The following is a 26,934-nucleotide window of genomic DNA, read 5'->3' as shown; positions in this document are numbered from 1 at the left end:
TTGTCTCAACCGTTAAATATCATCTTTGCAGGTACGCCTGATTTTGCTGCTCAGCATTTACAGGCGTTAATCGACTCTCCTCACAACATCGTCGCGGTCTATTGCCCACCTGATAAACCCTCAGGCCGAGGTAAAAAACTTACACCCTGTGCAACCAAACAATTAGCACTCGATCACAACTTAACCGTAGAGCAACCGGTTAATTTCAAAGATGTCACTGACCAAGAGCAATTAGCTTCCTACCAAGCCGACGTTATGGTCGTAGTAGCTTACGGCTTATTGTTACCTGAAATTATTTTAAATACGCCAAGATTAGGCTGTATTAACGTTCACGGCTCAATTTTACCTAGGTGGCGTGGCGCAGCCCCCATTCAGCGTTCACTTGAAGCCGGAGATAGCCAAACCGGTGTTACCATTATGCAAATGGACAAAGGCTTAGACACGGGCGATATGCTCTTAAAAGCCTTTTGTGATATTACCGACCATGACACCAGCGCAACCCTTTATGAAAAATTAGCCGAGTTAGGTCCAAAAGCACTGATAGAAACTCTTGAGTTAATGGCTAACGGTCAACATACAGCAGAGAAACAAGACGACAGCTTGGCAAATTACGCTGCCAAGCTCGATAAAGCCGAAGCTGAACTTGATTGGACACTACCAGCCGATGTGCTCGATCGAAAAATTCGCGCTTATATCCCTTGGCCAGTAGCACAATTCACCTTAATCGATGAAAAACAGCAAGCTCAGCGCATTCGCATTTGGCAAGCAAGCACGCAAAGCCTCGATCATGATCAAGCGCCGGGCACTATTTTATCCGCAGACAAAAAAGGCATTGTTGTCGCTACAGGTCGTGGTGCCCTATCACTTGAATCATTGCAAATACCGGGCAAAAAGCCGTTAGCTGTTGCTGATATTTTAAATGCTCGTGGCCATTGGTTCGAGGTCGGCTCGACAATCACTAGCCTAGTGAATGAGTAACAAAGCCAATGAGTAAAAATGTACGCGCACTCGCTGCTAAATGCGTATTTAACGTGGTTGATAAAGGTCGTAGCCTGTCAGAAGAGTTGCCACTAGCGCAAGCACAGGCAGCAGATAAAGATTCAGCCCTATTACAGGAAATTTGTTACGGCGTTGTTCGTTACTTACCAGAACTTGAATACAGCGTCCGCGATCTGGTGGATAAACCATTAAAAGGTAAACAGCGCGTTGCTCATTTTCTGTTACTCGTGGGAATTTATCAATTAAAGTACATGCGCATTCCCGATCACGCAGCACTTAACGAAACGGTTTCAGCAGCTAAACCACTTAAGCAATTTCATTTAAAAGGGATGATTAACGCGGTTTTGCGCAACTTTTTAAGGCAAAACGAGAGCTCGTTAGAAAACTTACCTGAGCCAGTAAAATACAATCACCCAAGTTGGTTTATCAACAAACTTAAAGCGGCCTACCCAGAAAAATGGCAGACCATTTTACAAGCAAACCAAGCTAAACCACCAATGTGGTTGCGGGTTAACGAGCAACATCACAGTGTTACCGATTACAGCAAGTTATTAACTCAAGAAGGTATTGAACACACGGTTGAGCAAACACTTGCACCGACAATATTATTGAAAAGTGCAGTTGATGTCAGCAAATTGCCCGGCTTTGAGCAAGGCCATGTCTCTGTGCAAGACGGTGCGGCTCAGCAAGCTGGTTGGTTACTTGAAGCAAAAGCTGGTGATAGTGTTTTGGATTGTTGCTCGGCCCCCGGTGGTAAAACTTGTCATGTATTAGAACTGACGCCTGATTGCCTGATGACGGCTATCGATATTGAAGATAAACGCTTAGCTCGTGTCCAAGAAAACTTAACTCGGCTAAATCTTAACGCTAAGCTTGTCAGCGCCGATGCAACTACAAGTGATTGGTGGAACGGTGAGCGCTTTGATCGAATTTTATTAGACGCGCCGTGTTCGGCAACCGGGGTCATTAGGCGTCATCCTGATATCAAATGGTTGAGAAAAGCCGACGATATCGATGCATTAGCTAAAGTACAGCAAGAAATTTTGCAAAATATATGGCAGATGCTAAAACCAGGTGGTACCTTGCTATATGCTACCTGTAGCGTATTACCAGAAGAAAACAAAGCGCAAATAGCGCACTTTTTAGCAAATACGCCAGAGGCAAGCCTAGTACCAATAACAGATAACCCTGACGATATTGGCTGGCAAATACTCCCTGACGAACAGGCGATGGACGGCTTTTATTACGCCAAACTGATCAAAAATAACTAACTCGCTGCTAAGCGGAACACTGAATGAAAATAATAATTATAGGTGCCGGACAAGTTGGTGGCACACTCGCAGAAAAACTCGTTGGTGAACAAAACGATATTACCCTAATCGATATCGACCAAGATAAGTTGCGCGAGTTACAAGACAAGCTAGATTTACAAGTTATCGCGGGTGCAGGTAGTCATCCAGAGGTGTTGAAACAAGCCGGCGCAGAAGATGCCGATATGCTAATAGCGGTAACCAGTGACGATGCCACAAATATGATCGCTTGCCAAATTAGTTATTCACTCTTTGGTACCACCAAGAAAATCGCTCGTATTCGCTCTGAGCAAATCCTGAAATATCGCGATGAATTGTTCCACAACCAACATATTCCGATTGATCACATCATTGCCCCTGAGCAATTAGTGACCCGCGATATCGCTCGCTTGATTGATTATCCCGGCGCCCTACAGGTTTTAGAATTTGCTGGCGGTAAAGTGAGTTTGGTTGCTGTTAAAGCCTACTACGGCGGTTTACTTGTTGGTCATGCCCTGTCAACTTTGCGTGAACACATTCCTAACGTCGATACCCGAGTAGCGGCGATATATCGTCGCGGCAAACCTATTCGCCCGCTTGGCACAACAGTGATAGAAGCAGATGATGAAGTATTCTTTATCGCCGCAACTAAACACATACGCGCCGTGATGAACGAGCTACAAAAGCTCGAGCCTGCTTATAAACGCATTATGATCGCTGGCGGTGGTAACATTGGTGCCGGCCTTGCCAGTATTTTAGAGGAAAACCATCAAGTAAAACTGATTGAGCACAATGTTGAGCGCGCTAATCAATTGGCCTCTGAATTAAAAAACACGGTTGTTTTTACCGGCGATTCATCAGATCAAGAATTGCTTGTTGAAGAGCATATTGACCAATTTGATGTCTTTATTGCAGTAACCAATGACGACGAAGCCAATATAATGTCGTCACTATTGGCTAAGCACTTGGGTGTGCGCAAAACCATGGTACTTATCCAACGCGACGCCTACGTCAACTTAGTGCACGGCAGTAACATTGATATTGCAATATCACCTCAACACGCGACGATATCCGCGCTATTAACCCGTATTCGCAAAGGCTCGATAGACAACGTGTACTCGTTGCGTGGTGGCGCGGCGGAAGCTATCGAAATCGTAGCCAAAGGCGATGAAAGCGCCTCTAAAGTTGTTGGCAGAACCATTAAATCACTAAAACTCCCACCGGGTGCGTCGATTGGTGCCATCGTTCGCGGTGATGAAGTGCTAATTGCTCACTCAAATACGGTCATCCAAGAAGAAGATCACGTCATTATTTTCTTAGTGAACAAGAAGTACATCACTGAGGTTGAAAAGCTATTCCAAGTCGGCGCGATATACTTCTAATACACAACAAAAAGCCCAACATATGTTGGGCTTTTTGTTGTGAAAGCGTGATTACGAACGCCAAAATGCGGGCGTGAATAAGACTAATAACGTAAATATTTCAAGACGACCGAATAACATCGCGACAATCAATACCCACTTGCTAAAGTCATTGATATTCGCAAAGTTAGCGGCAACCTCACCTAGCCCTGGGCCTAAGTTATTTAAACATGCGGCGACAGCGGTAAACGCGGTGATATCATCAATACCACTGGCAATAAGTAACAACATACAAATAACAAATACCGCGGCATATGCCGAGAAAAACCCCCAAACCGCTTCTATCACTCTAGGTGGTAATGCTTTTTGACCCAATTTAATGGTGAAAATAGCTTTTGGATGGACCAGTTTATTTAACTCGCGTATCCCTTGAAGATATAACAAAAACACGCGAATAACTTTCATACCGCCACCAGTACTTCCCGCACAACCACCGATAAAGCTAGAAAAAATCAACAAGATAGGTAAAAGTGTGGGCCAATCGGCAAACGAGGTCGTAGCAAAACCCGCAGTGGTACTAATCGACACAGATTGGAAAAGCGCCTGATCAAGTGCTCTATCGGCATCACTATAAGTACCCTCAGCCATTAACACCATAAAACAAACTAGCGTTAACACCACTTGAATAGAAATAAACACTTTAAACTCTGGGTCGTGAATATAGCTTTTAAAGGAGCGATTTTGTACTGCCGCATAATGTAGCGCAAAGTTAACGCCAGCAATAATTAAAAAGACCACACACACCAAGTTAATCACCGGACTATTGAAATAGCCCATACTGGCGTCATGGGTTGAGAAGCCACCGATAGCAATGGTTGAGAAAGCATGACAAATCGCATCAAATACCGACATCCCCGCTAACCAATACGCTAATCCACATAAAATGGTTAGCGAGAGGTAAATATACCAAAGGTGCTTTGCCGTATCGGCAATGCGAGGCGTCATTTTAGAATCTTTTACCGGACCCGGTGTTTCGGCGCGGTATAATTGCATACCACCAATACCTAACATGGGTAGAACAGCAACTGCTAAAACGATGATCCCCATACCACCAAGCCATTGCAATTGCTGGCGATAAAATAAGATCGCGTGCGACATACTATCAAGGCCAGTTAAGACTGTTGCACCTGTCGTTGTTAAACCTGAAAAAGACTCAAAAAACGCATCAGTTATCGACAGACTTGGCTCTTCTATTAGCATTAAAGGTATCGCCGAGAAGCTCGCCAATACCGTCCAAAAGAGAACAACAATTAAAAAGCCTTCACGCGCTCTTAAATCGCCTTTTTGATTGCGGTTGGGATACCATGTAAGAAAACCCGCAGCCAAACAAAAGACAAATGAGAGTAAGAATGGCACACCACCACCATCTCGATATATTGCCGAGACGATTGCGGGTGGCAACATAGTGCCACTAAGTAAGGTTACCAATAACCCTAAAATTCGAATGATATTTCTATATTGCACGGCTTTATCGGTATCCAACCAATGATTATTCTTCTTCTGATGTTAATACCAACTTACCCGACGACATTGTTTCTAACTGGTTAGTAAACCTATCGACTTGGGCTAATGGCAGCTCGATAGTTAAATTAACATGCTCATCGAAATGCTGCTCAATTAACTGGCCTTGATGTTGCTCTAGTAAGTAAAAAACATCATTAACTTGTGTATATTGACACGTCAGCTGACGTTGTACCATAGGTATTTTAGTCTTGCTTTTCAATTTTTCTAATGCATTTCTGACACTTAGACTATAAGCTCGCGATAAGCCACCCGTGCCGAGCTTAGTGCCACCAAAATAGCGTACAACAATTGCTGCAACCTCGCCAACACCTCCACCTTGCAAGCTAGCCAACATTGGCCGCCCGGCTGTTCCCGAAGGTTCGCCATCATCAGAAAAACCATAGTTTTGGCTATCGGTTGGCGAGCCTAGCAAAAAAGCATAACAGTGATGTGAAGCATTGGGGTGCTCGTGCTGACAAGCACTGAGCCGAACTTTAAATTCAGTTGGTGAAGTACACGGAAAAAGGTAGCAGATAAAACGACTGCGATTAACGACTGTTTCTAATTCAACCTCGTTAATCGCAACTTCGTATGTCGAGTTGTTCATCTTGTGAACCTGAATTCAGGTTAATTAATCAAGATCTAAGTCTCTCGTCATATTTTCATTTGACGACTGGTGAACAATGATATTGTCTTCGATGCGAATACCACCAAATGGTTTTAGGGCTTCGACTTGTTGCCAGTTAACCATATCTTTGTGTTGTGAAGCTTTTAGATCCGCTAGCAAAGAGTCAATAAAGTATAAACCTGGTTCAATGGTAAACACTTGGTTCGCTTCGATCACACGCGAAGTACGTAAAAACGGGTGATTTTCTGGCGAATTAATATGGGTACCACGTTCATCGGCCATAAAGCCGCCAACATCGTGGGTTTGTAACCCTAAGTGATGACCTAAACCGTGTGGGAAGAAAGTAGAGATGATCCCTGCCTCTGCTGCGGTATCTGCATCAACATTAATAATATTAAATTCGTTAAGTACGTTGCCAATATCACGGTAAGTTTCAATATGTAAATCAACATAACTTTTACCTGGGCGCAAACCATCACAAGACTTAAGCATCAGTTGGTCCATTCGCTTGATCATGTCGGCAAATTCATTTTGCTCATAGGCATAAGTACGGGTAATGTCAGAGGCATAACCATTAAACTGGGCACCGGCATCAATTAAGAATGAGCGCAGTGGATTTGGCGTAGTTAATTCAAGTGCGGTGTAATGCAAAATCGCGGTGTTTTCATTTAATGCGACAATATTGCCATACGGGGTTTCATTAGCGGTATGGTTAGTCGCTTTTAAATAGGCTTGCTGAATATCAAATTCCGACTTGCCGGCCATAAACGCCGCTTTCGCCGCCTTGTGACCTGCTACCGCAATTTTATTTGAATTGCGCATACACTCTTGCTCGTACGTTGTTTTGTAAGCGCGATGATAGTGTAAGTAATTTAATACCGGCTCAGGGTTTAAGTTGTCAAAACCTAGTGCTTGCGCTACTTCAATATGCGCACCTATGTAAGCATAACCAGCTTTGTCATAAGGTAACAACTTATCAACTTCAGTCGCCTTGGTAAGCACTTTAATATCAAAAAACTCATTCCAGTAACTTTCTGTTAGCGGGATAACTTTATGCCAGAAATCAACCGGTTGATAGTAAATAAGGGTTGGTTTGTCTTTACCATTTACGATTAACCATGAGTTTGGAATATCAACGAGCGGTAACCACACTTTAAAATGTGGATTAACCTTAAAAGGGTAACCGTAGTCATCTAAAAATACTTTTATTTCTTGGCCAGAGTGGATCACTAAACCATCTAAATTCTCACGTTCTAATACTTTTGCCGTGCGCTCCTGCATAATGTTAACGTGATTTGGATATAGAGTTTGTAACTTAGACATAAGCCCTACCATATAAGTCTGTTGTAATAAGCAGCAATAGTACCAGTATGCTTAGCATTGAGCTAGATTTCCATCGCAATTAACATGGCGAACAACGATTCTTTTTGATTAGTTTTTTCTCGATAAATTTGTTGATAGGCCATCACGCTTTTAACGTATTCTCTCGTCTCTTTAAACGGGATGGTTTCAATCCAAATATCAGCGGCTAGCGTTGGCGTTTCTTTTAACCAGCGATTAACTCTTGAACTACCGGCATTGTATGCTGCCGTAGCAAGAATTTGGTTTTGATTGTGTTTATCAAGTAACTGTTTTAAATACTTAGTACCTAAAGCAATATTCTGTTCAGGATCGTTTAGTTTACGAGTTGAAACCGGTCGCCTAGCAACATGGCGCGCCGTTGCGGGCATGATTTGCATCACACCGCGAGCACCTGCGCCAGAGTGTGCATCTGGCATAAAGGAACTTTCTCGCCTTGCGATGGCAAATGCCCAGGGCGGCGAGATCTGATTTTTAGTCGCCTGTTTCACTATGGTTTCTTGATAAGCTAATGGGAAGCGTAAATCAACATCATTCAAGTAACCTTCGTAGGCCAAGGTAAATATCGCTCGGTCGTACCACCCTGCTTCATTCGCCACTTTGGCAGCAACCAATCGCTCGCGTTTTGTTAGCGATTTACGCCAGTGGTTCCATTCTTTGCGAGCCATCGTGGGTCGACCTAAATAAAACAGTTCAAATGCTCTTTTAGCGCTATCGCTTTGTAATATCGATTGCCTTTCTTGCACAGAAATCACTAAAGGTTGATCATTGAGCACAATATCTTGAGATAAATGGCTAGCGGCTAAAAATCCGTAGTAATGACGTTCCTTAGCTAATTCTGTTAGTAGTTGATTGCCGCTTTGGCTTTGCTCAGTTTCTATCAAACTTCTGGCGTACCAATATTTCCACTGCAATGTTTCTTTAACATGCTCTGGAAACTGGGCGAGTTGTTGATTGATACTTTGCCAGTTGTCATCGCGTAACATTTGTGAAATACGCCACTGAATAACTTGGCCTGATTGCAATGAGTCATCGACTTTTACCAACCACTGTTTGGCAGATTGATGACCTTTACTGGCTAAGGCTAAAGCAAATTTTTGTTCAATTAACTGATGTTGCTCGGTAGAAAATGGAAATAAATCTTTGGCTTCGCGGTAAACCTTGATTGCGAGATCTTGGTTACGCCAAACCAAACGATTTAAACCATAAGTAAGAATTTGTGTTTCCCTAACACTTTGTTGTGGGAAACGATTAAGATTTGTCACATAGCTTGGATTTCTTCTAACGCTATGCCAAAGTTTCCCTAAATATTGTTGTTCTGGCTCTAATAAGCCAGTGATATACGGGATCATGGTGTGATTACCGCCATCAGCTGCTTTTGTTAAGCGCTGCCAAATCACTTCTTGTGTGCGATAGCCAGCCTGCTGCCACTGCTCAAATAGGGAATCACATTCTTTGGGTTGCGACTTCCCTACTACCCACAAATCGGTAACCAAAGGTAACACCTCTTGTGCAGGGACACCGGTTTTAAGCTGTGCTTTGTACATGTAACACATCAGTTTTGCATCGCTATTTAGCTTAAACGCATCAATAAAAAGGGATGGATAGTTCTTTTTAGCCAGATAGGTAAGCCACTGCTTTCTCAATGGCCAATCAAGTGGTGTGCCTTGATAACGCGCTAAAAACTCATTGATATTATTGGCATTGTTAATATGCATTGTTTTGATCAAACGCTGTTGATCAAGATAAGGTTGTAACGGATAAAAGTGAAGTTGCTGATACAGCGCTTTATACTCTGCGCTTTGAGCACGATGTGTTAGGCGCTCAGCTTGCTTGAACAGATCGCGGTAATATTGATTATCTTGTTTAGCCGCGTCACTTGAGTAGCTCATTAAAGTCGTGGTAATGAGAGCGATTGGAATTAAAAGCTTGGAAAAAAAATTAACGTTGGGCATGAAAATCACTCGGCAATTAACTAGCTTGTCCTGCTATTATTTGTTGATGGACAATCAATATTCATTATGCAGATCGCCGCCTAAGTGTGCAATATCGCTTTAGACTTTATCGCGCTTTGTCATACTGGTAAGATGATTGGCAATAATAAAAATAATATTGACGTGTTATGCCCTCATGAAAACTCTCATTGTCTCACTAAGTTTGTTTTTGATTTCTCATCTTAGCTATGCCGAGAAGCATCAAGTTTACTTGCTGTCGAGTTACGACTACCAATCAGCTCAAGACGTTGGCTTTAATGCCGGTTATCAATACTTTTTTCGACCTAACTTTGCTGTGCAAATGGGTTTTGATCATTCAGGTGAGCTAGAAAAATACACTAATGACGCCCTGCTAGTTGGTGAATTCGATTCGCTTTATTTTGGTGCTACTATGCAAAAACAGGTCAATGAGCGGTTTGCTTCATTTGCTTCGGTTGGTGCTATGTATGTAACAGATAGTTCGAACCAAGCTTTCTTATCTGACAAAAGCACGCTGCCCTATTTGGGTTTGGGCTTTAACTTCGCGGTATCAAACAACCTCGCTATAACCTTAAAACATCAAAGCCAGTTTAGTAACCAAGCCTATAAAGATATGCATAGCCTGAATTTAGGCTTAACGTTTAGCTTCGGCCAGAGTCGCAACAAGACAAAAACCGTCAATTCAAGTATTCAAGCAGTTTCAGGTGTTGACAATAACAAGATACCACCGGCAGCTAAAACACCAATCGAGATGACTACTTCGTTAGCTAGCGCTGAATCAAATACCCTGAATGAACAAGCCGATGTTAACGAAACAGATTCAATTGAACAGCGCGTGGACTCGACTCATAATTGGTATATTCAGTTAGGTGTTTTCGTCACAACAAGCAATGCCGAGACATTTGTTAAAGAGCTAAAAGCCCATCCTAATTTGGTAGCGAGTGATAGGCTCGTAACCGTAATGGATGGTAAGTTAAATCGGGTCTTAATTGGTCAGTTTAACAACAAAAAATCAGCTACAGACTGGCAGACAACTCACTTAATGCCGCTGGCAATTGATAGCTATGTATTGCAAGTTAAAGACAAAGATTGATCTCTCGATGAATTTTCGTAAACTAGCGAGCCTTTCCGGCAAGTAAAAGAGTAAGTCGTTTATGAATCAACAACTATTTGAATCAGCAGATCATGTACTTGATGCGATTGGGCTTAGGTGTCCTGAACCGGTAATGATGATCAGGTTAAACATTCGAAAAATAGCTGTTGGTGAAACCTTATTGATCACCGCTGATGATCCCTCGACAACGCGTGATGTTCCAAGCTTTTGTCGGTTTATGGAGCATGAACTTATCGCTCAACAAACGCAAACCAAGCCGTTTCAATACCTGATCAAAAAAGGGAGTGCATAGCACTCCCTTTTACTTTCTAGATTAGTCTTTGTTATTGCAATAATGAAATATCAGCAACGTTTAAGAACAAGGCTCTAATTTGAGCAAGTAAAGTTAAACGATTTACCTTCACGGCTTCATCATCAGCCATAACCATCACATCATCAAAGAACGCATCAATCGGTGTTTTTAACTGTGCAAGTGCTGTCAGTACACCTTGGTATTCTTTTGCTTCAATCATAGGTTCAATGTCTTTAGCAACGCTTGCTACAGCAACAATAAGTGCTTTTTCAGCATCTTCACTCGCTAGTTCAGCATTAACCGAATCGAGTAATTGACCGTCGAATTTAGCTAAGATATTACCTACGCGCTTATTAGCAGCGGCCAGTGTTGTAGCTTCAGCTAAGCCTTTAAAGTGAGTAACTGCTTTAACGCGCTTATCAAAATCAAGTGGCGCTGTTGTCGCTTTAGCTAAAACAGCTTGAATAATATCAACACTAATATTTTGTTCTTGGTAGAAAGCTCTGTATCGACCTAAGATGAAGTCGTTAACATCTGATAATGTGTTTTCATTAACTAACTTATCACCATATAACGCAACGCTGTGCTCAATTAATGCAGTGATGTCGATGTTTAAGTCTTTCTCAATAATGATACGAATTAAACCAATCGCTGCACGGCGAAGTGCAAATGGGTCTTTGTCGCCCTTTGGTGCTTGATTAATACCAAAAATACCAACTAGCGTATCAATTTTATCTGCAATCGCTACCGCACAACCAATATTCCCTTCAGGGAGTTTGTCACCAGCGAAACGCGGACGGTATTGATCTTCTAATGCTTGAGCAATTGGTGCGGCTTCACCGTCGTGTAAAGCGTAGTATTTACCCATAGTCCCCTGTACTTGTGGGAACTCTAACACCATCTCGGTCATCAAGTCGGCTTTACTCAGTAAACCAGCACGGTAAGCTTGTTCTGTGTTTTCCTGAATTAAGCTCGCGATAAACTGGCTCATTGCCGCAATGCGCTCAGACTTGTCTTTCAATGTGCCTAGTTGTTTTTGGAACAACACTGATTCAAGACTGGTTAAACGCGACGCTAGCGTTTGTTTCTTATCAGTTTTAAAGAAGAATTCAGCATCAGCTAAACGCGGGCGGATAACTTTTTCGTTACCAGCGATTACTTGTGCTGGGTCTTTACTTTCGATGTTTGAAACAAAAATAAATTTATTTAACAGCTTGCCATTAGTGTCCATCACCGGGAAATATTTTTGATGATCTTTCATTGAGTAAATAAGCGGCTCAGCTGGCACTTCTAAGAAGCTCTCATCAAAATCACCGACTAATGTCACTGGCCATTCTACAAGCGCGGTTACTTCATCTAATAAATCTTGATCAACTAACGCTTCACCACCAAGCGCTTGTGCAGCTTTGGCAATTTGTGCTTTGATAATTTCTTGACGAGCTTGATAATCAACTAAGACATAAGCCGCTTTTAGAATCGCTTCATAGTTGTCAGCGTGATCGATAGAGACTAAGCCTTCACTATGGAAACGGTGACCTTGGCTTAAGCGATCTGAATGGATATCTAATACCTCACCAGCGATAACCTGGTCGCCAAATAAAATGGTCAACGTATGAGCAGGACGAATAAACTGTGTTCTGCTACTACCCCAACGCATTGGCTTAGGAATTGGTAGCTTAGCGACTGCATGTTTCACCATAGCAGGAATAAGTGCATCAACCGACTCGCCCTTCACTGTCGCTTTATGTAGTAACCATTCGCCTTTATCTGTTGATAATCGCTCAGCTTGATCAACAGTAATGCCATTTGAGCGTGCCCAACCTTCTGCTGCTTTGCTGGCTACGCCATTTTCATCAAAGGCGACAGAAACAGACGGACCGCGTTTTTCAACAACTTTGTCTTCTTGTTTTGCTTGAAGATGAGTAACTTTCACTGCTAAACGGCGTGGAGAAGCAAACCAGGTAGCGTTCTCATAGGCTAGGTTGGCATTACCTAACTGAGCTTCAATTTGCGCTAAAAACGTTTCTGCAAGCTCTTTGAGTGACTTTGGTGGTAGCTCTTCCGTGCCTAACTCAATTAATAAGGTTTGTGTTGTCATTATTTCTCTTCCTTATTAGTTGTTTGCTGTTCATTTTGGCAAAGTGGGAAACCCAGCTTCTCGCGCGCTTCATAGTATGCCTCAGCACAAGCTTTAGATAGAGCTCTTACTCTAAGAATGTAACGTTGGCGCTCTGTCACCGAAATAGCATGGCGTGCATCCAATAAGTTAAAAGCGTGTGATGCTTTCATTACTTGCTCGTATGCTGGTAACGGTAAACCGTGCTCAATCAATTTTTGACTTTCTTTTTCACAGTGGTCGAACTGTTCAAACAGTGCTGGTACATCTGCGTGTTCAAAGTTATAGGTCGATTGCTCTACTTCATTTTGATGGAAAACATCACCGTATAACACTTTACCCATAGGGCCATCAGTCCAGACTAAGTCGTAAATACTATCAACGTTTTGAATATACATAGCTAAACGCTCTAGACCATACGTGATTTCACCAGTAACTGGCGCGCACTCTAAGCCACCTACCTGTTGGAAATACGTGAACTGAGTGATTTCCATGCCGTTTAACCAGATTTCCCAACCTAGGCCCCAAGCACCTAACGTTGGCGATTCCCAGTTATCTTCAACGAAGCGAATATCGTGAACCAATGGATCGATACCAAGCTCTTTCAACGAGTTTAAGTAGAGCTCTTGAATGTTTTTTGGTGAAGGCTTCAACATCACTTGAAATTGGTAATAGTGTTGCAAGCGATTAGGGTTTTCACCGTAACGACCATCTGTAGGACGACGACATGGTTGGACATATGCACTGCTCATTGGCTCAGGGCCGATTGCTCGTAAGAATGTCATAGGGTGAAAAGTACCAGCACCAACTTCTAAATCAAGTGGCTGGATGATCACACAACCTTGGCGTGACCAATAATCCTGTAATTGTAAAATTAGACCTTGAAAGGTTTTTATATCAAACGTACTCATGTCGTTCCTAGTTTACGTAATAAACTTTAATAAAATTGTGCTAATTATACCCGCTAGACTTGGTTTAGCTAGTGGTTATAGCGTTAGGTTTGGCGTCCGTTAAAATAAAAATGCCCGATTTGGTGACCGGGCATGTTTTCATTGTATTTACGCGTAGTTCTTACACGTCTAGGTTAGCAACCTTCAGTGCATTATTTTCGATAAAGTCACGTCTTGGCTCAACCTGATCACCCATTAAGGTGTTAAATAATTGATCGGCTGCGATGGCATCTTCAATTGTTACACGTAACATACGACGCGTTTCAGGGTCCATTGTCGTTTCCCATAACTGGTCAGGGTTCATCTCACCTAGCCCTTTGTAGCGTTGGATGTATTGACCGCGCTTAGACTCAGCCATTAACCAATTAAGTGCTTCTTCAAAGCTAGCAACAGGCTTAATTTTCTCACCGCGTTTTACATATGCGCCTTCTTCCATTAAGCCATTGATCGCTTTGTTGAGCGAGCGAATCGCATTGAATTCGTTTGAATTAACAAATTCATAGCCACAACTGTATTGCTTATCAATACCGTGTTGGCGAACATTAAAGCGAGGATAGAAGATGTTGCGTTCAGCGTCATGTAACACTTCTACTGAGTAGATCGAGCCATTGCCATCTTGTTTTTCTAATTGAGATAAGATGTCCTTTGACCAAGTGTTTACAGCCTCTTCACTAGTAAAGTCAGCGGTTTCAATCACGTTCGAATAAACCATCTTCTCTAGAATATCTTGTGGAATTTGGCGTGAAACACGATTAATCGTATCCATCGTCGAGCGATACTGATTAACTAACTTTTCTAATGACACATCGGCAATAGCTGGTGCAGATTCATTAACGTGAATCTCAGCATTTTCTAAAGCAAGTGTTGTTAGGTATTCAGTTAACGCTTCGTCATCTTTTATGTAGCGCTCCTGCTTACCTTTTTTCACTTTATAAAGTGGTGGCTGTGCAATATAGACATAACCACGTTCCATGATTTCAGGCATTTGACGATAGAAAAAGGTCAATAACAGTGTACGAATATGAGATCCGTCAACATCAGCATCGGTCATAATAATAATGCTGTGATAACGTAATTTTTCAGGATCGTATTCGTCGCGACCAATACCACAACCTAGCGCAGTAATTAAGGTACCTACTTCAGCAGAAGAAATCATTTTGTCGAAGCGCGCTTTTTCAACATTTAGAATTTTACCTTTTAACGGTAAAATTGCTTGGTTTTTACGGTTACGACCCTGCTTTGCTGAACCACCCGCAGAGTCACCCTCCACAATGTATAATTCAGAAAGGGCTGGGTCTTTTTCCTGACAATCAGCTAATTTACCCGGTAAACCTGCGATATCAAGTGCGCCTTTACGACGTGTCATTTCACGTGCTTTACGAGCCGCTTCACGAGCGCGGGCAGCGTCGATAATCTTCATGATAATCGTCTTCGCTGTGCCTGGGTTTTCTAGTAGGTATTCGCCTAACTTCTCACCCATCGCTTGTTCAACAGCAGATTTAACTTCACTTGATACTAACTTGTCTTTTGTTTGTGATGAGAATTTAGGATCAGGTACTTTAACTGAGATAACCGCAGTTAAACCTTCACGAGCATCATCACCTGAGGCATTAGTTTCACCTTTCTTAGTTTTGTTTAAACCTTCTTTAACCATGTAACTATTTAGCGTACGAGTTAAAGCCGTTCTAAAACCACTTAAGTGAGTACCACCATCTTTTTGTGGGATATTATTAGTAAAACAGAAGATGTTTTCTTGGAAACCATCGTTCCATTGCATCGCAACTTCAACAACAATGCCATCTTCACGTTCTAGATCAAAGTAGAATATTTCTTCATTGACCGGCGTTTTGTTGGTATTTAAATAATCAACGAAGGCCTGAATGCCACCTTCATAGTGGAAGTGTTCTTTTTTATCTTCATCACGCTCATCGATTAGCGTAATTGAAATACCAGAGTTTAAGAATGATAGTTCACGGATACGCTTTAGCAGGATGTCGTAATGGAATTCAATATCAGAGAATATTTCTGCACTTGGCCAAAAGCGAACTTCAGTACCTTTTGAGTCAGTGTCACCTACAACAGCCAGCGGCGCTTGTGGCTCACCTAAATGATATTCTTGCTCATGAACTTTACCATTGCGGCGAATAGTGAGTTTTAACTTATCACTTAACGCGTTTACAACAGAAATACCTACGCCGTGAAGACCACCAGATACTTTATATCCTGAATCTTCACCACCGAATTTACCACCAGCGTGAAGCACCGTCATAATAACTTCAGCAGCTGAAACGCCTTCTTCTGGGTGGATATCAGTTGGAATACCACGGCCATCATCTTTAACTGAAACAGAGCCATCTAAATGAATTGTGACATGGATATCGTTACAGTGACCCGCTAAAGCTTCGTCGATTGAGTTATCTAGGACCTCAAATACCATGTGGTGTAGGCCTGTACCATCATCAGTATCACCAATGTACATCCCTGGTCTTTTTCTTACCGCATCAAGCCCTTTCAGTACTTTTATACTATCTGAGCCGTATTCGTTTTCTACTGTCATTTTATAGCCTATTTACTTATTTCTAAGATTTCACCATGTTTCACGTGAAACATCTTATATTGTTGTTCTTGTTGTAACATGGGTTCCAACGAAAACTCATCGATTGCCGTAATTATACTTTGGCAATCTATTTTACTTAATGCATTCATTAATGCAGTTCGCGAATTAATATCTAACTCGGCACCAAAATCATCTATTAATAAAATTGGTTTTACTCGCTCTACTTTTTCAATCAATTTTGTTTGGGCAAAAGTAAGTGCCAGTAAAAACAACTTTTGTTGACCGCGAGATAACTTTAAATCAAGTGCTTTGCCACCTATTAAAAAGCGCACATCAAATTTGTGGGCGCCATATTGAGTAAAGCCTAACTGACAATCTCGGACAAAGTTACTTGTCATCACTTCGATCAGTGATTTTTTATTTGGCCATCCTTGGTAGTATTGAACATTGATATCTTCAACAAGTTCCGGTAATAAAATTTTAATCCAACCCGAAAGCTCTTCAGATAACAGCATAAAATAACTTTTTCTAAGTTCTGCTATGGCTTCGCTCAGTTTTACAAATTGCTCATCCCAATAGTCAAAATCGGACTTACTGCGATACGATTTCAACAGTGCATTGCGTTGTTTTTGTAACTTTGCAAAATCACGCCATAAACTAGCGAACGAATGTTTCACGTGAAACATGCCTAAATCAAAAAAGCGTCGACGTTCTTTAGGACCACCAAAAAACAACTTAAAACTTTCTGGTGTTATCACTTGCACCGCAATATTCACGGCCAAATCTGAAAGTTTACTAACCTTTTCGCCATTTACTTTAATCTCGCTAGTACCCGACTTAATATCTCTTTTTATACCAAATCGAGAGCGCTGATTATTCTCTATACTCGCAATAAAATAATCTTGTTCAAAAGTCACTAGACTATCTAGTTTTGCGTTGCGAAAAGACTTTCCATGACCCAAATAGAAAATCGCTTCTAAAATACTACTTTTACCACTACCGTTGTCACCAATAATAAAATTTAAATCTGGATTAAAAGTTATTGTCGCTGGCTTTAGGTTCCTAAAATTATGGGTGGTAAGTTTAATTACACTCATTCACTACAAGCGCATAGGCATGACAACGTAAATTGCTTCGCCTGAATCTTTACCTTCTATAACTACGCTACTGTTAGCATCTGAAAGTGTAAACTGTACTTCTTCGTCTTTAATAGCATTCAAAACGTCAAGCACATAGCTCACGTTAAACCCAATCTCTAACGACTCATAAGGAAAATCAATTTCAATTAACTCTTCAGCTTGCTCTTGTTCAGGGTTGTTCGCTGTGATTTTCAATTCAGTGGATTCGAAATTTAAACGCACACCTTTAAATTTTTCATTTGATAATATCGATGCACGAGACAAAACTTGACGAAGAGCATCCTTATCGGTTGTTAACACCTTATCACCGTTTCTCGGTAATACGCGACGATAGTCAGGGAAACGACCGTCTACTAACTTACTGGTAAAGGAGAACGCTGTGTCCAAAATGCGAATGTGATTTGACCCCATAAAAATCTGAATCTCTTCTTCAACAGGCTCAAGCAGTCGAATGATTTCTAGAATACCCTTGCGCGGAACAATAACCTGACGCGAAGGTAGTGCTAAGGCGTCGTTAGAAATTTTACAAATAGCTAATCGATGGCCATCGGTCGCAACAGAGCGAATCTCATTACCTTCAGTTTCAATTGACATACCATTTAAATAGTAACGAACATCTTGGTTTGCCATTGAAAAATGCGTACTTTCGATCAAACGCAGTAACTCAGACTTAAGCAACTTAAACTCGACGTCGCCTTGCCACTGTTCAATATTAGGGAAATCATTCGCAGACAAAGTAGATAATGAATATTTACTACGACCCGTGCTAATCGTTACCGTTTCATCGTGAGCATCAAAGGTTAATTGAGAATTATCCGGCAAACTCTTACATATATCGAGTAGTTTACGTGCAGGTATTGTCACCTTTCCGTCTTCGCCGAGATTTTCTACTTCGGCATAAGAGACCATCTCAAGTTCTAAATCAGTGGCAGTTAAGGTTAGTGATTGCCCACTTACATCAAAAAGTATATTACCTAATATCGGCAATGTGCTTTTGCGCTCAACTGCACCAGAAACTAAAAGTAATGGCTTAAGTAAGACTTCCCTATTTACCGAAAACTTCATTTGCTATAACCCTTAAGATGATAATGTTCTTATTAAATTTGAATAATCTTCTTTTATATCATGAGATTCTTCACGAAGCTCTTTAACTTTTCGACAAGCGTGTAAAACCGTCGTGTGATCTCTACCACCAAAAGCGTCACCAATTTCTGGTAAGCTGTGGTTGGTTAACTCTTTTGACAACGCCATCGCAATTTGGCGCGGCCTTGCTACTGAACGGCTGCGGCGTTTAGACAATAAGTCTGCCACTTTTATTTTATAATACTCCGCTACAGTTCTTTGTATGTTATCGATAGTAACAAGCTTGTCTTGCAGTGCAAGTAAATCTCGCAGTGCTTCGCGAACAAAATCAATTGTAATGGCACGGCCAGTAAAATTGGCATTGGCAATAACTCGATTTAGTGCCCCTTCCAAATCGCGTACATTTGCTCTAATGCGTTTGGCAATGAAAAACGCTACTTCATCAGCTAGATTGATATTTCGCTCTTGCGCCTTTCGTTTTAAAATGGCTACACGAGTTTCTAATTCAGGTGGTTCAATAGCTAAAGTTAAACCCCAACCGAAACGCGACTTTAACCGATCCTCAACACCATCAATTTCTTTAGGGTAACGATCGCTCGTTAAAATGATCTGTTGATTGCCTTCTAACAATGCATTAAAGGTATGGAAAAACTCTTCTTGCGTACGCTCTTTATTGGCAAAAAACTGAATATCGTCGATGAGTAACGCATCGACACTGCGATAATACTGCTTGAATTGCTCTATCGCATTATTTTGCAGTGCTTTAACCATATCTTGTACAAAGCGCTCAGAGTGCATATAAGCGATCTTCGCTTTAGGATTACTATGTAAAATACCATTCCCAACTGCATGCAATAAGTGAGTTTTACCTAAGCCAGTGTCACCATAGATAAATAAAGGATTATATGCAGTACCTGGGTTATCAGCTACCTGTGAAGCTGCTGCCCTTGCTAATTGGTTTGACTTACCCTCAACGAAGTTGTCGAACGTATACTTGACAAAAACATTAGTTGACTTAGGTAAATTAGCTTCGGGCTGGGATTGCGTATTAACGGTTGAAGGCTTTGGTACTTCTGTTACCTGACTTGCCTGTTCTTGACCATGGTTTGGTAAACTACCTACATCAAACCGCAATAACGGTGGGTTTGACTCTTCCATCGATACGAGTTCATTAATGCGATCAACGTATTTTTCTCTTACCCAATCTAAAACAAAGCGATTAGGAGCGTAGATCGTCATGATATTATTTTCTTCAACACACTGCAGTGGTCGGATCCACATACTAAATTGTTGTGCTGGTAATTCTTCTTGTAAAACAGACAGGCAACGTTGCCAGAGTGACTGTGACACTCTATGACTCCTAACATTCTAATCTATTCGAGAGATGCCCAGAAACAAGGCAAAAAGCGCGGATCAGAAAATAAATATTATTAATTATCCGGCTATTATCTAACGAGTTATCCACAACATCAATATTGACTTTTATGAATTGCCATTTTTTTTATCTCAACCACATCAAAAACCAAAATAAACAATAACTTAACCTTTTATAATAGATTAAAATGACCAGTAAAGTTTTAATAACAATTGTTAAAAAATTAAGCAAAAACAATAAAAAGCAATGATCAGTGTGACAAAACTGTGGATAGAGGTAAAAAGATTAAGGATCCTTAAACGATCTTTTCAAATTTTATCCAAATAATAATATTGACAAAAAACTACAGGCGCTTTAAAATTCGCCCTCATTTTTTGAACCAGTGTGCCAATAGGGCTGTTTTGCCAGGGCAACAACAACCGACGGACTAAGTCTCATGAAAAGAACATTTCAACCAAGCGTATTAAAGCGTAAACGTAACCACGGTTTCCGTGCTCGTATGGCTACTAAGAACGGTCGTGCTGTTTTAGCGCGTCGTCGTGCTAAAGGTCGTGCTCGTTTAAGCGCATAATCTCTCACGAGATTCGTAGCCAGATTATGACGGTTACTAAAAAGTTTACTAGGGAGTCGAGAATATTGACTCCCAGTCAATTTCAAAACATCTTCTCAAATCCTACTCGATTTTCTACTCAACACTTTACTGTATTAATTACTCCCAATAACGATCAACAAAATCGTTTAGGGCTAGCTATTGCTAAAAAACGTGTCAAACTAGCAGTACAAAGAAACAGGATTAAACGTTTAGTGCGTGAAAGTTTTCGTTTGAATCAACATCAATTACCACATATTGATATGGTCGTTATGGTTAAGTCTGGTATCGACTCCCTTGAAAACGAAGATATTAGCAAGCAAATATATGGCATATGGCGAAAAATAAACCGTCGATTGGGCAAAAAATAGCAATATTACTGATAAAGTTTTATCAGACTTTTATCAGCCCACTATTCGGTGCCAGTAAATGTCGCTTTCATCCAACCTGCTCTTTTTATGCCATTGAAGCAATAAATCGTTTCGGATTGTTAAAAGGTGGTTGGTTAGCGAGCAAACGTATACTAAAATGCCATCCTTTACATGAAGGTGGTGAAGATCCAGTACCACATAAACCAAAAGAGAATAAGTAACTTATGGAATCCCAACGCAGTTTGCTATTTATAGCACTACTTGTAGTGAGCTTTTTGTTATTTCAACAATGGCAACTTGAAAATGCACCGATTCAAGTACAACAGCAACCACAAGTAACTCAAGATATCCAATCAGAACAAACGAACAATGACGACTTTGTTCCTGCATCTTCACAAGCTCAACCTAAAGTTGACGTAGTAGCGCCTTCAGCACAAATGATCACCGTAACCACAGATGTGGTGAAAGTAAAAATCAATAGCCAAGGCGGTGATATTACAGAAGTTGCTTTACTCGAATACGATACAGAGCAAGGTGACGGTATTCCATATACCATGTTGCAAAACGGCGCTAGAAAATACATTGCACAAAGTGGTTTAACGGGTGCTAATGGACCAGACAGACTCATTCCAGGCCGTCCTATTTATCAAGTTGAAAAAACCGATTATCAATTAAATGATCAAGGCGAATTGCAAGTAAACTTAGTGTTAAATCAAGAAAACGGTTTAAACCTAGTAAAAACTTATACCTTTACCAAAGGCAAATACGATATTGGTTTAGCTTACACGTTAACTAATAACACAGCACAAAGTGCGAGTGTTCAGCTCTATGGCCAGTTAAAACAATCAACTTTTGTTGATGAATCATCAGCATTTATCCCAACCTATCGCGGCGCTGCTTTCTCAACCACAGATGAAAGATACGAAAAATATGACTTCGCTGACATCGCAGACGCGAACCTAAACAAAACAACCCGTGGTGGTTGGGTTGCGATGCTTGAACATTACTTTGTTTCAGCTTGGGTACCACAAGTTGGCGATAACAATCAGCTATATACAAACTACACCTCAAATGGCGATGCTGTCATTGGCTTTAAAGCACCAGCGATTACTGTCGATGCAAACCAAACGACAACAACAACCGCTACATTATATGTCGGTCCAAAACTACAAGACGAACTTGCAGCTATCGCTGATGGCTTAGATCTCACTGTAGACTTTGGCTTCTTATTTATGATCAGCCAACCGCTACACTGGTTATTGTTAGCAATTCAATCTGTTGTATCAAACTGGGGGGTTGCAATTATCATTATCACCTTAATCGTCAAAGGCGTTATGTACCCGCTTACTAAAGCGCAATACACCTCAATGGCGAAAATGCGTGATTTACAACCTAAAATGCAGCAATTAAAAGAGCGCTATGGTGATGATCGCCAAAAAATGGGCCAAGCAACTATGGAGCTTTACCGCAAGGAAAAAGTAAACCCAGCCGGTGGCTGTTTACCTATGCTGATTCAAATGCCTATTTTCTTAGCGCTGTACTGGGTATTCCTAGAAAGTGTTGAATTACGTCACGCTTCATTTGGTTTATGGTTAACTGACCTATCATCAAAAGACCCATATTACATCCTACCTATTTTAATGGGTGTCAGTATGTACGTGATGCAAAAAATGCAGCCGATGACGGTACAAGATCCTATGCAGCAAAAGATCATGCAATACATGCCAGTGATGTTTACAGTGTTCTTCTTCTGGTTCCCTTCTGGTCTTGTTTTATATTGGTTAGTAAGTAACATCATTTCAATCGTACAAATGAAAATGATTTTCCGAGGCATGGAAAAAGCCAAACAAAAATAATACGCACTAAGATACTCAGTGTTATATTTAAACATAAGGCGACATCAAGTCGCCTTTTTTATTGCCAATATTTCAGCTTAGCTAAAACTTAGCGTAAAATAGCGACATTAATCACTATCGAGAATCAATATGACGCAAGTGTCATTCAACAGTAATACCGAAACTATTGCTGCCCAAGCAACGGCCCCTGGCCGTGGTGGTGTTGGTATTATCCGGGTATCTGGACCACTAGCAGCAAGTGTTGCTAAAACTATTCTAGGTAAACAACCTAAAACGCGCTACGCCGAATACTTACCTTTTAAAACGAGAGCGGGAGAAATACTCGATCAAGGGATAGCTTTGTTTTTTGAAGGGCCGAACTCATTTACAGGTGAAGATGTTTTAGAGCTTCAAGGTCATGGTGGTCCGGTTATTCTCGATATGCTACTCAAAGAAATTCTAGCGATTGATAGCATTAGAATGGCGAAACCGGGTGAATTTTCAGAACAAGCTTTTCTTAACGATAAACTCGATTTAACCCAAGCAGAAGCGATTGCCGATCTGATCAACTCAAGCTCAGAACAAGCAGCCAAAAGTGCCTTACAGTCACTGCAAGGCAGTTTCTCTAAGCTAATTCATCAACTCGTTGAAGATGTTATTCATTTGAGAATGTATGTTGAAGCAGCAATCGACTTTCCCGAAGAAGAAATTGATTTTCTTGCTGATGAAAAAGTCATGAACGACCTTAGCGCGATCATTGATAGCGTTGAGGATGTTCAAAGACAAGCCAAGCAAGGTAGTATTTTACGCGAAGGTATGCGAGTGGTTATCGCTGGTCGCCCAAATGCCGGTAAATCAAGTTTACTCAATGCGTTAAGTGGTAAAGAAACCGCCATAGTTACCGATATTGAAGGCACAACACGTGATGTGCTAACCGAACAAATCCATATCGATGGTATGCCACTTCACATTATCGATACCGCAGGTTTGCGTGAAAGCCCTGATAAAGTCGAGCAAATAGGCATTGAACGCGCTTGGCAAGAGATCAAACAGGCCGATCGCGTATTACTCATGGTCGATAGTTCAAATGATCAAGCAATAGATTTAAAAACTTTCTGGCCAGAGTTTTATCAAGCATTACCGGAGAATATCGGTGTTACCATAATCAAGAACAAAGCCGATATTTCAGGCGCTCCAATAGGTATAACCAAAGAAACTAACACGCCAGTGATCACCCTTTCAGCCAAAACGAATCAAGGGATAAATTTCCTTACTGAGCACTTAAAAGAGATCATTGGCTATCAAGGAAGCACTGAAGGAGGCTTTATGGCGCGCAGACGTCACTTAGTCGCATTAGATAACGCCTATAGCCATCTCACCAACGGTAAAGCGCAATTAGAAGCCTATGTCGCTGGCGAAATACTTGCCGAAGAATTAAGACTTTGCCAACAAGAGCTCAATGAAATTACTGGAGAGTTCACCAGTGATGATTTATTAGGTAAGATCTTTTCATCTTTCTGTATAGGTAAATAGCTTCTCCACTAGTTATTACACCAGGCTAAAATGCTATAGTTATGCATATTTTTCATCAATAGGCGTAACTATGGCTTCTTTTCAAATTATTGTAGGCAGTATGCTTGGCGGTTCAGAGTATGTGGCAGAGGCCTGTCAAGAAGCGCTTGAAGCATTAGACCACCAAACTCAACTACATTTATCACCCGATTTAGCTGATATTCCACATCGAAATCAAATTTGGTTGGTTTGTACCTCAACTCATGGTGCAGGCGAATATCCAGATAACTTCCAACCCTTCGTTGATCAACTAACAGATCAAGAAATCGATCTATCAACAACAAAATGTTTAACGATCGGCTTAGGTGATTCGAGCTACGATACGTTTTGCCAAGCCGCCAAAAACATAAATAACCTATTAATATCAAAAGGTTGCACAAAAATAACAGAACCACTTCTACACGATATGCAAGCGGATATCGATCCAGAAGTACTATCCGCTCAGTGGTTATGCGATCTAAACGATCAGTTATCTTGATCTTACCCATAAGTTACCCACAGAAATAGATCGATAAAACAACTACTGTGGATATAATTGGTGATAAGGCCTGAAATAGATCTTATTATTCAGTTTATTAAATTAAAACTAATTTCGGATGTGGATAAATAGCCGTTTTGATCAAAGGATATACGCCACTAGATCAATGTTTGATCACAGGATCTGATCACGCGGATCTCATTACCGTATATGGGCTACAACGAGTTATCAACAGATCAGTGCGATCTTAATAGTAAGTAATAATAAGATCTTTATATAAGATCTTTATATTTAATTAGTGATCCTCAAGACAAATAAAACGATAATTTTCATTTCAACGATCCAAAAAAAACGGTAGAATACGTGCCCTTTTAAATTAACCTAAGGTAAATGATCAATGTGGTATCAAGACTCATTTGACGTTATTGTTGTTGGCGGCGGTCACGCTGGTACAGAAGCAGCTTTAGCAGCAGCAAGAATGGGCTGTAAAACACTTTTATTAACGCATAATATTGATACCTTAGGGCAAATGTCTTGTAACCCAGCTATTGGTGGCATTGGTAAAGGTCATTTAGTAAAAGAGATTGATGCTTTAGGTGGATTAATGGCTACAGCTATTGATCACAGTGCGATCCAATTTCGCACATTAAATGCAAGTAAAGGGCCTGCAGTGCGTGCTACACGTGCACAAGCGGACCGCGCGTTATATCGATCGTTTGTTAGAAGTTACCTTGAAAACCAAGAAAACCTGACCATTTTTCAACAACCGTGCGATGATTTGATCATTGAAAACGATCAAGTGGTTGGTGTATCAACTCAAATGGGCCTGAAATTTAAAGGTAAAACGGTTGTTTTAACGGTTGGTACTTTCCTTGCTGGTCAAATACACATTGGCTTAAATAACTATCAAGGTGGTCGCGCAGGTGATCCTGCAAGTGTTAATTTAGCGAGCCGTTTACGTGATTTACCATTTAGAATTGACCGTTTAAAAACTGGAACACCACCGCGTTTAGATGCTAGAACGCTTGATTTCTCAGTAATGCAAGAACAACCTGGCGATACGCCTCGTCCGGTATTTTCATTTATCGGATCGCCAGAGGATCATCCTGAACAAATTTCGTGTTATATCACCCACACTAATGAAAAAACTCACGACATTATTCGCCAAGGTTTAGATCGCTCGCCAATGTATACTGGTGTCATTGAAGGCGTTGGCCCGCGCTACTGCCCTTCTATTGAAGACAAAATAATGCGCTTTGCGGATAAAGATACTCATCAAATCTTTGTTGAGCCAGAGGGCTTAACCACGCATGAAATTTACCCTAACGGTATTTCAACAAGCTTGCCGTTTGATGTCCAAATGGATTTAGTGCGATCGATCAAAGGCTTTGAAAATGCGCATATTACTCGCCCGGGCTACGCGATTGAATATGATTACTTTGATCCGCGTGATCTTAAGCAAACACTAGAGTCTAAGTTCATTCAAAACTTGTATTTTGCGGGTCAAATCAACGGCACTACCGGCTATGAAGAAGCGGGTGCGCAGGGGTTAATTGCTGCGACGAACGCTGCACTGAGAGTTCAAGAAAAAGATCAGTGGATCTTAGGTCGCGACCAAGCCTATATGGGCGTATTGATTGATGACTTAGCAACGTTAGGTACGAAAGAGCCATACCGAATGTTTACTTCTCGTGCTGAGTATCGTTTGTTACTTCGTGAAGACAACGCGGATATTCGCTTAACTGAAAAAGGTCGCGAGCTCGGTTTAGTGTGTGATAAGCGTTGGGCGCGCTTTAACGAAAAAATGGAAAATATTGAACTTGAGCGTCAGCGGTTAAAAACAACTTGGGTCCACAAAGATCACCCAGCCAAAGAACAATTAAATCCGTTGTTAAAAAATCCTATTTCACGCGAAGCGAACCTGGAGGATATTTTACGTCGTCCTGAAACTCGCTATGAAGACGTAATGGCAATTGAAGCGTTTGGCCCTGCACTAGCAGATAAACAAGCAGCTGAACAAGTTGAAATTCAGATCAAATACCAAGGTTATATCGATCGTCAAATGGATGAAATTGAAAAGAAAAAGCGTCATGAAGACACGCTGATCCCGGTAGATTTTGACTATCGCCAAATTTCAGGCCTATCTAACGAAGTTGTAGCTAAGCTAACGGATGCTAAACCGGAAACATTAGGCAAAGCGTCCCGTATTTCAGGTATTACCCCTGCAGCCATTTCATTATTGATTGTTTATTTGAAAAAACACGGGCTACTGCGAAAGAGCGCATAATCAG

22 protein-coding genes are annotated in these 26,934 nt (G+C 41.1%); 12 read left to right on the top strand and 10 right to left on the bottom strand.

The genetic code is table 11. From position 1 onward, the window contains the following. The 3 genes from fmt to trkA are packed head-to-tail and all read left to right on the top strand — an operon-like array spanning position 1 to position 3,670. The gene (fmt, locus tag LP316_RS03605; protein ID WP_193022728.1) at positions 1–978 is read left to right on the top strand and encodes a methionyl-tRNA formyltransferase; all 978 of its coding nucleotides are present in this window, start codon (positions 1–3) and stop codon (positions 976–978) included. 8 nt (positions 979–986) lie between these two features. Continuing rightward, positions 987–2,270, top strand: a complete 1,284-nt coding sequence (gene rsmB / locus LP316_RS03600; protein WP_193022727.1) for a 16S rRNA (cytosine(967)-C(5))-methyltransferase RsmB — start codon at positions 987–989, stop codon at positions 2,268–2,270. 23 nt (positions 2,271–2,293) lie between these two features. Next, on the top strand, positions 2,294–3,670 hold the full coding sequence (trkA, locus tag LP316_RS03595) for a Trk system potassium transporter TrkA (RefSeq protein WP_193022726.1): 1,377 nt from the start codon (positions 2,294–2,296) through the stop codon (positions 3,668–3,670). 51 nt (positions 3,671–3,721) lie between these two features. On the opposite strand, the gene LP316_RS03590 is transcribed toward trkA, so the two are convergent. From LP316_RS03590 to LP316_RS03575, 4 genes are all read right to left on the bottom strand, one after another. Then, positions 3,722–5,173: a TrkH family potassium uptake protein gene (locus tag LP316_RS03590; protein WP_193022725.1), complete on the bottom strand. Its 1,452-nt coding sequence runs from the start codon at positions 5,171–5,173 to the stop codon at positions 3,722–3,724. A 25-nt stretch (positions 5,174–5,198) separates the two neighbouring features. Beyond that, complete coding sequence (locus tag LP316_RS03585) at positions 5,199–5,819, bottom strand: YigZ family protein (protein ID WP_193022724.1); 621 nt, start codon at positions 5,817–5,819, stop codon at positions 5,199–5,201. Positions 5,820–5,843: 24 nt separating this feature from the next. Then, on the bottom strand, positions 5,844–7,163 hold the full coding sequence (gene pepQ / locus LP316_RS03580; protein WP_193022723.1) for a Xaa-Pro dipeptidase: 1,320 nt from the start codon (positions 7,161–7,163) through the stop codon (positions 5,844–5,846). Between the two features lie 62 nt (positions 7,164–7,225). Continuing rightward, complete coding sequence (locus tag LP316_RS03575; RefSeq protein ID WP_193022722.1) at positions 7,226–9,091, bottom strand: transglycosylase SLT domain-containing protein; 1,866 nt, start codon at positions 9,089–9,091, stop codon at positions 7,226–7,228. A 238-nt stretch (positions 9,092–9,329) separates the two neighbouring features. Between LP316_RS03575 and LP316_RS03570 the strand changes: the two genes are divergently transcribed. Together LP316_RS03570 and tusA are read left to right on the top strand one after the other, a co-directional pair. After that, on the top strand, positions 9,330–10,265 hold the full coding sequence (locus LP316_RS03570) for an SPOR domain-containing protein (RefSeq protein WP_193022721.1): 936 nt from the start codon (positions 9,330–9,332) through the stop codon (positions 10,263–10,265). Between the two features lie 61 nt (positions 10,266–10,326). Further along, on the top strand, positions 10,327–10,578 hold the full coding sequence (gene tusA, locus LP316_RS03565) for a sulfurtransferase TusA (protein ID WP_193022720.1): 252 nt from the start codon (positions 10,327–10,329) through the stop codon (positions 10,576–10,578). 31 nt (positions 10,579–10,609) lie between these two features. On the opposite strand, the gene glyS is transcribed toward tusA, so the two are convergent. From glyS to dnaA, 6 genes are all read right to left on the bottom strand, one after another. Continuing rightward, complete coding sequence (glyS, locus tag LP316_RS03560) at positions 10,610–12,676, bottom strand: glycine--tRNA ligase subunit beta (RefSeq protein WP_193022719.1); 2,067 nt, start codon at positions 12,674–12,676, stop codon at positions 10,610–10,612. Further along, the gene (gene glyQ / locus LP316_RS03555) at positions 12,676–13,605 is read right to left on the bottom strand and encodes a glycine--tRNA ligase subunit alpha (RefSeq protein WP_193022718.1); all 930 of its coding nucleotides are present in this window, start codon (positions 13,603–13,605) and stop codon (positions 12,676–12,678) included. The genes glyS and glyQ overlap by 1 nt, the downstream gene beginning before the upstream one ends. A gap of 160 nt (positions 13,606–13,765) precedes the next feature. Beyond that, the gene (gene gyrB, locus LP316_RS03550) at positions 13,766–16,201 is read right to left on the bottom strand and encodes a DNA topoisomerase (ATP-hydrolyzing) subunit B (RefSeq protein WP_193022717.1); all 2,436 of its coding nucleotides are present in this window, start codon (positions 16,199–16,201) and stop codon (positions 13,766–13,768) included. A gap of 8 nt (positions 16,202–16,209) precedes the next feature. Next, positions 16,210–17,298: a DNA replication/repair protein RecF gene (gene recF, locus LP316_RS03545; RefSeq protein ID WP_193022716.1), complete on the bottom strand. Its 1,089-nt coding sequence runs from the start codon at positions 17,296–17,298 to the stop codon at positions 16,210–16,212. A 3-nt stretch (positions 17,299–17,301) separates the two neighbouring features. Continuing rightward, the gene (gene dnaN, locus LP316_RS03540) at positions 17,302–18,405 is read right to left on the bottom strand and encodes a DNA polymerase III subunit beta (protein WP_193022715.1); all 1,104 of its coding nucleotides are present in this window, start codon (positions 18,403–18,405) and stop codon (positions 17,302–17,304) included. Positions 18,406–18,417: 12 nt separating this feature from the next. Beyond that, positions 18,418–19,773: a chromosomal replication initiator protein DnaA gene (dnaA, locus tag LP316_RS03535; RefSeq protein WP_193022714.1), complete on the bottom strand. Its 1,356-nt coding sequence runs from the start codon at positions 19,771–19,773 to the stop codon at positions 18,418–18,420. A gap of 461 nt (positions 19,774–20,234) precedes the next feature. On the opposite strand from dnaA, the gene rpmH reads away from it, so the two are divergent. The 7 genes from rpmH (at position 20,235) to mnmG (ending at position 26,930) form a co-directional block, all read left to right on the top strand. Then, positions 20,235–20,369 (top strand): 50S ribosomal protein L34, encoded by a 135-nt coding sequence (gene rpmH, locus LP316_RS03530; RefSeq protein ID WP_074496262.1) that lies wholly within the window; start codon positions 20,235–20,237, stop codon positions 20,367–20,369. Positions 20,370–20,395: 26 nt separating this feature from the next. Then, positions 20,396–20,758 (top strand): ribonuclease P protein component, encoded by a 363-nt coding sequence (gene rnpA, locus LP316_RS03525; RefSeq protein ID WP_193022713.1) that lies wholly within the window; start codon positions 20,396–20,398, stop codon positions 20,756–20,758. Further along, on the top strand, positions 20,722–20,979 hold the full coding sequence (gene yidD / locus LP316_RS03520; RefSeq protein WP_193022712.1) for a membrane protein insertion efficiency factor YidD: 258 nt from the start codon (positions 20,722–20,724) through the stop codon (positions 20,977–20,979). Before rnpA ends, yidD begins: the two co-directional genes overlap by 37 nt. Before the next feature lie 3 nt (positions 20,980–20,982). Further along, positions 20,983–22,614 (top strand): membrane protein insertase YidC, encoded by a 1,632-nt coding sequence (yidC, locus tag LP316_RS03515; RefSeq protein ID WP_193022711.1) that lies wholly within the window; start codon positions 20,983–20,985, stop codon positions 22,612–22,614. A 129-nt stretch (positions 22,615–22,743) separates the two neighbouring features. Next, positions 22,744–24,126 (top strand): tRNA uridine-5-carboxymethylaminomethyl(34) synthesis GTPase MnmE, encoded by a 1,383-nt coding sequence (gene mnmE, locus LP316_RS03510; RefSeq protein WP_193022710.1) that lies wholly within the window; start codon positions 22,744–22,746, stop codon positions 24,124–24,126. A 70-nt stretch (positions 24,127–24,196) separates the two neighbouring features. Next, positions 24,197–24,643, top strand: coding sequence for a flavodoxin domain-containing protein (locus tag LP316_RS03505; RefSeq protein ID WP_193022709.1), 447 nt, complete (start codon positions 24,197–24,199; stop codon positions 24,641–24,643). Positions 24,644–25,040: 397 nt separating this feature from the next. Beyond that, positions 25,041–26,930 carry a tRNA uridine-5-carboxymethylaminomethyl(34) synthesis enzyme MnmG gene (gene mnmG, locus LP316_RS03500; RefSeq protein WP_193022708.1) on the top strand — a complete coding sequence of 630 codons (1,890 nt, stop codon included), beginning with the start codon at positions 25,041–25,043 and terminating at the stop codon, positions 26,928–26,930. The last annotated feature ends 4 nt before the right edge of the window (positions 26,931–26,934 follow it).

The sequence above is a fragment of the Thalassotalea sp. LPB0316 genome, assembly GCF_014898095.1.
Classification (GTDB): domain Bacteria; phylum Pseudomonadota; class Gammaproteobacteria; order Enterobacterales; family Alteromonadaceae; genus Thalassotalea_G.
The sequence above is the reverse complement of the archived record's forward strand: the minus strand, read 5'-3'. Positions and strand labels throughout refer to the sequence as shown.

Coding starts and splice junctions, on each gene's coding strand:
- rsmB (WP_193022727.1), top strand. CDS start 987: ATGAGTAAAAATGTACGCGCACTCGCTGCTAAATGCGTATTTAACGTG.
- trkA (WP_193022726.1), top strand. CDS start 2,294: ATGAAAATAATAATTATAGGTGCCGGACAAGTTGGTGGCACACTCGCA.
- LP316_RS03585 (WP_193022724.1), bottom strand. CDS start 5,819: ATGAACAACTCGACATACGAAGTTGCGATTAACGAGGTTGAATTAGAA.
- pepQ (WP_193022723.1), bottom strand. CDS start 7,163: ATGTCTAAGTTACAAACTCTATATCCAAATCACGTTAACATTATGCAG.
- LP316_RS03575 (WP_193022722.1), bottom strand. CDS start 9,091: ATGAGCTACTCAAGTGACGCGGCTAAACAAGATAATCAATATTACCGC.
- LP316_RS03570 (WP_193022721.1), top strand. CDS start 9,330: ATGAAAACTCTCATTGTCTCACTAAGTTTGTTTTTGATTTCTCATCTT.
- tusA (WP_193022720.1), top strand. CDS start 10,327: ATGAATCAACAACTATTTGAATCAGCAGATCATGTACTTGATGCGATT.
- glyS (WP_193022719.1), bottom strand. CDS start 12,676: ATGACAACACAAACCTTATTAATTGAGTTAGGCACGGAAGAGCTACCA.
- glyQ (WP_193022718.1), bottom strand. CDS start 13,605: ATGAGTACGTTTGATATAAAAACCTTTCAAGGTCTAATTTTACAATTA.
- gyrB (WP_193022717.1), bottom strand. CDS start 16,201: ATGACAGTAGAAAACGAATACGGCTCAGATAGTATAAAAGTACTGAAA.
- recF (WP_193022716.1), bottom strand. CDS start 17,298: ATGAGTGTAATTAAACTTACCACCCATAATTTTAGGAACCTAAAGCCA.
- dnaN (WP_193022715.1), bottom strand. CDS start 18,405: ATGAAGTTTTCGGTAAATAGGGAAGTCTTACTTAAGCCATTACTTTTA.
- rpmH (WP_074496262.1), top strand. CDS start 20,235: ATGAAAAGAACATTTCAACCAAGCGTATTAAAGCGTAAACGTAACCAC.
- rnpA (WP_193022713.1), top strand. CDS start 20,396: ATGACGGTTACTAAAAAGTTTACTAGGGAGTCGAGAATATTGACTCCC.
- yidD (WP_193022712.1), top strand. CDS start 20,722: ATGGCGAAAAATAAACCGTCGATTGGGCAAAAAATAGCAATATTACTG.
- yidC (WP_193022711.1), top strand. CDS start 20,983: ATGGAATCCCAACGCAGTTTGCTATTTATAGCACTACTTGTAGTGAGC.
- mnmE (WP_193022710.1), top strand. CDS start 22,744: ATGACGCAAGTGTCATTCAACAGTAATACCGAAACTATTGCTGCCCAA.
- LP316_RS03505 (WP_193022709.1), top strand. CDS start 24,197: ATGGCTTCTTTTCAAATTATTGTAGGCAGTATGCTTGGCGGTTCAGAG.
- mnmG (WP_193022708.1), top strand. CDS start 25,041: ATGTGGTATCAAGACTCATTTGACGTTATTGTTGTTGGCGGCGGTCAC.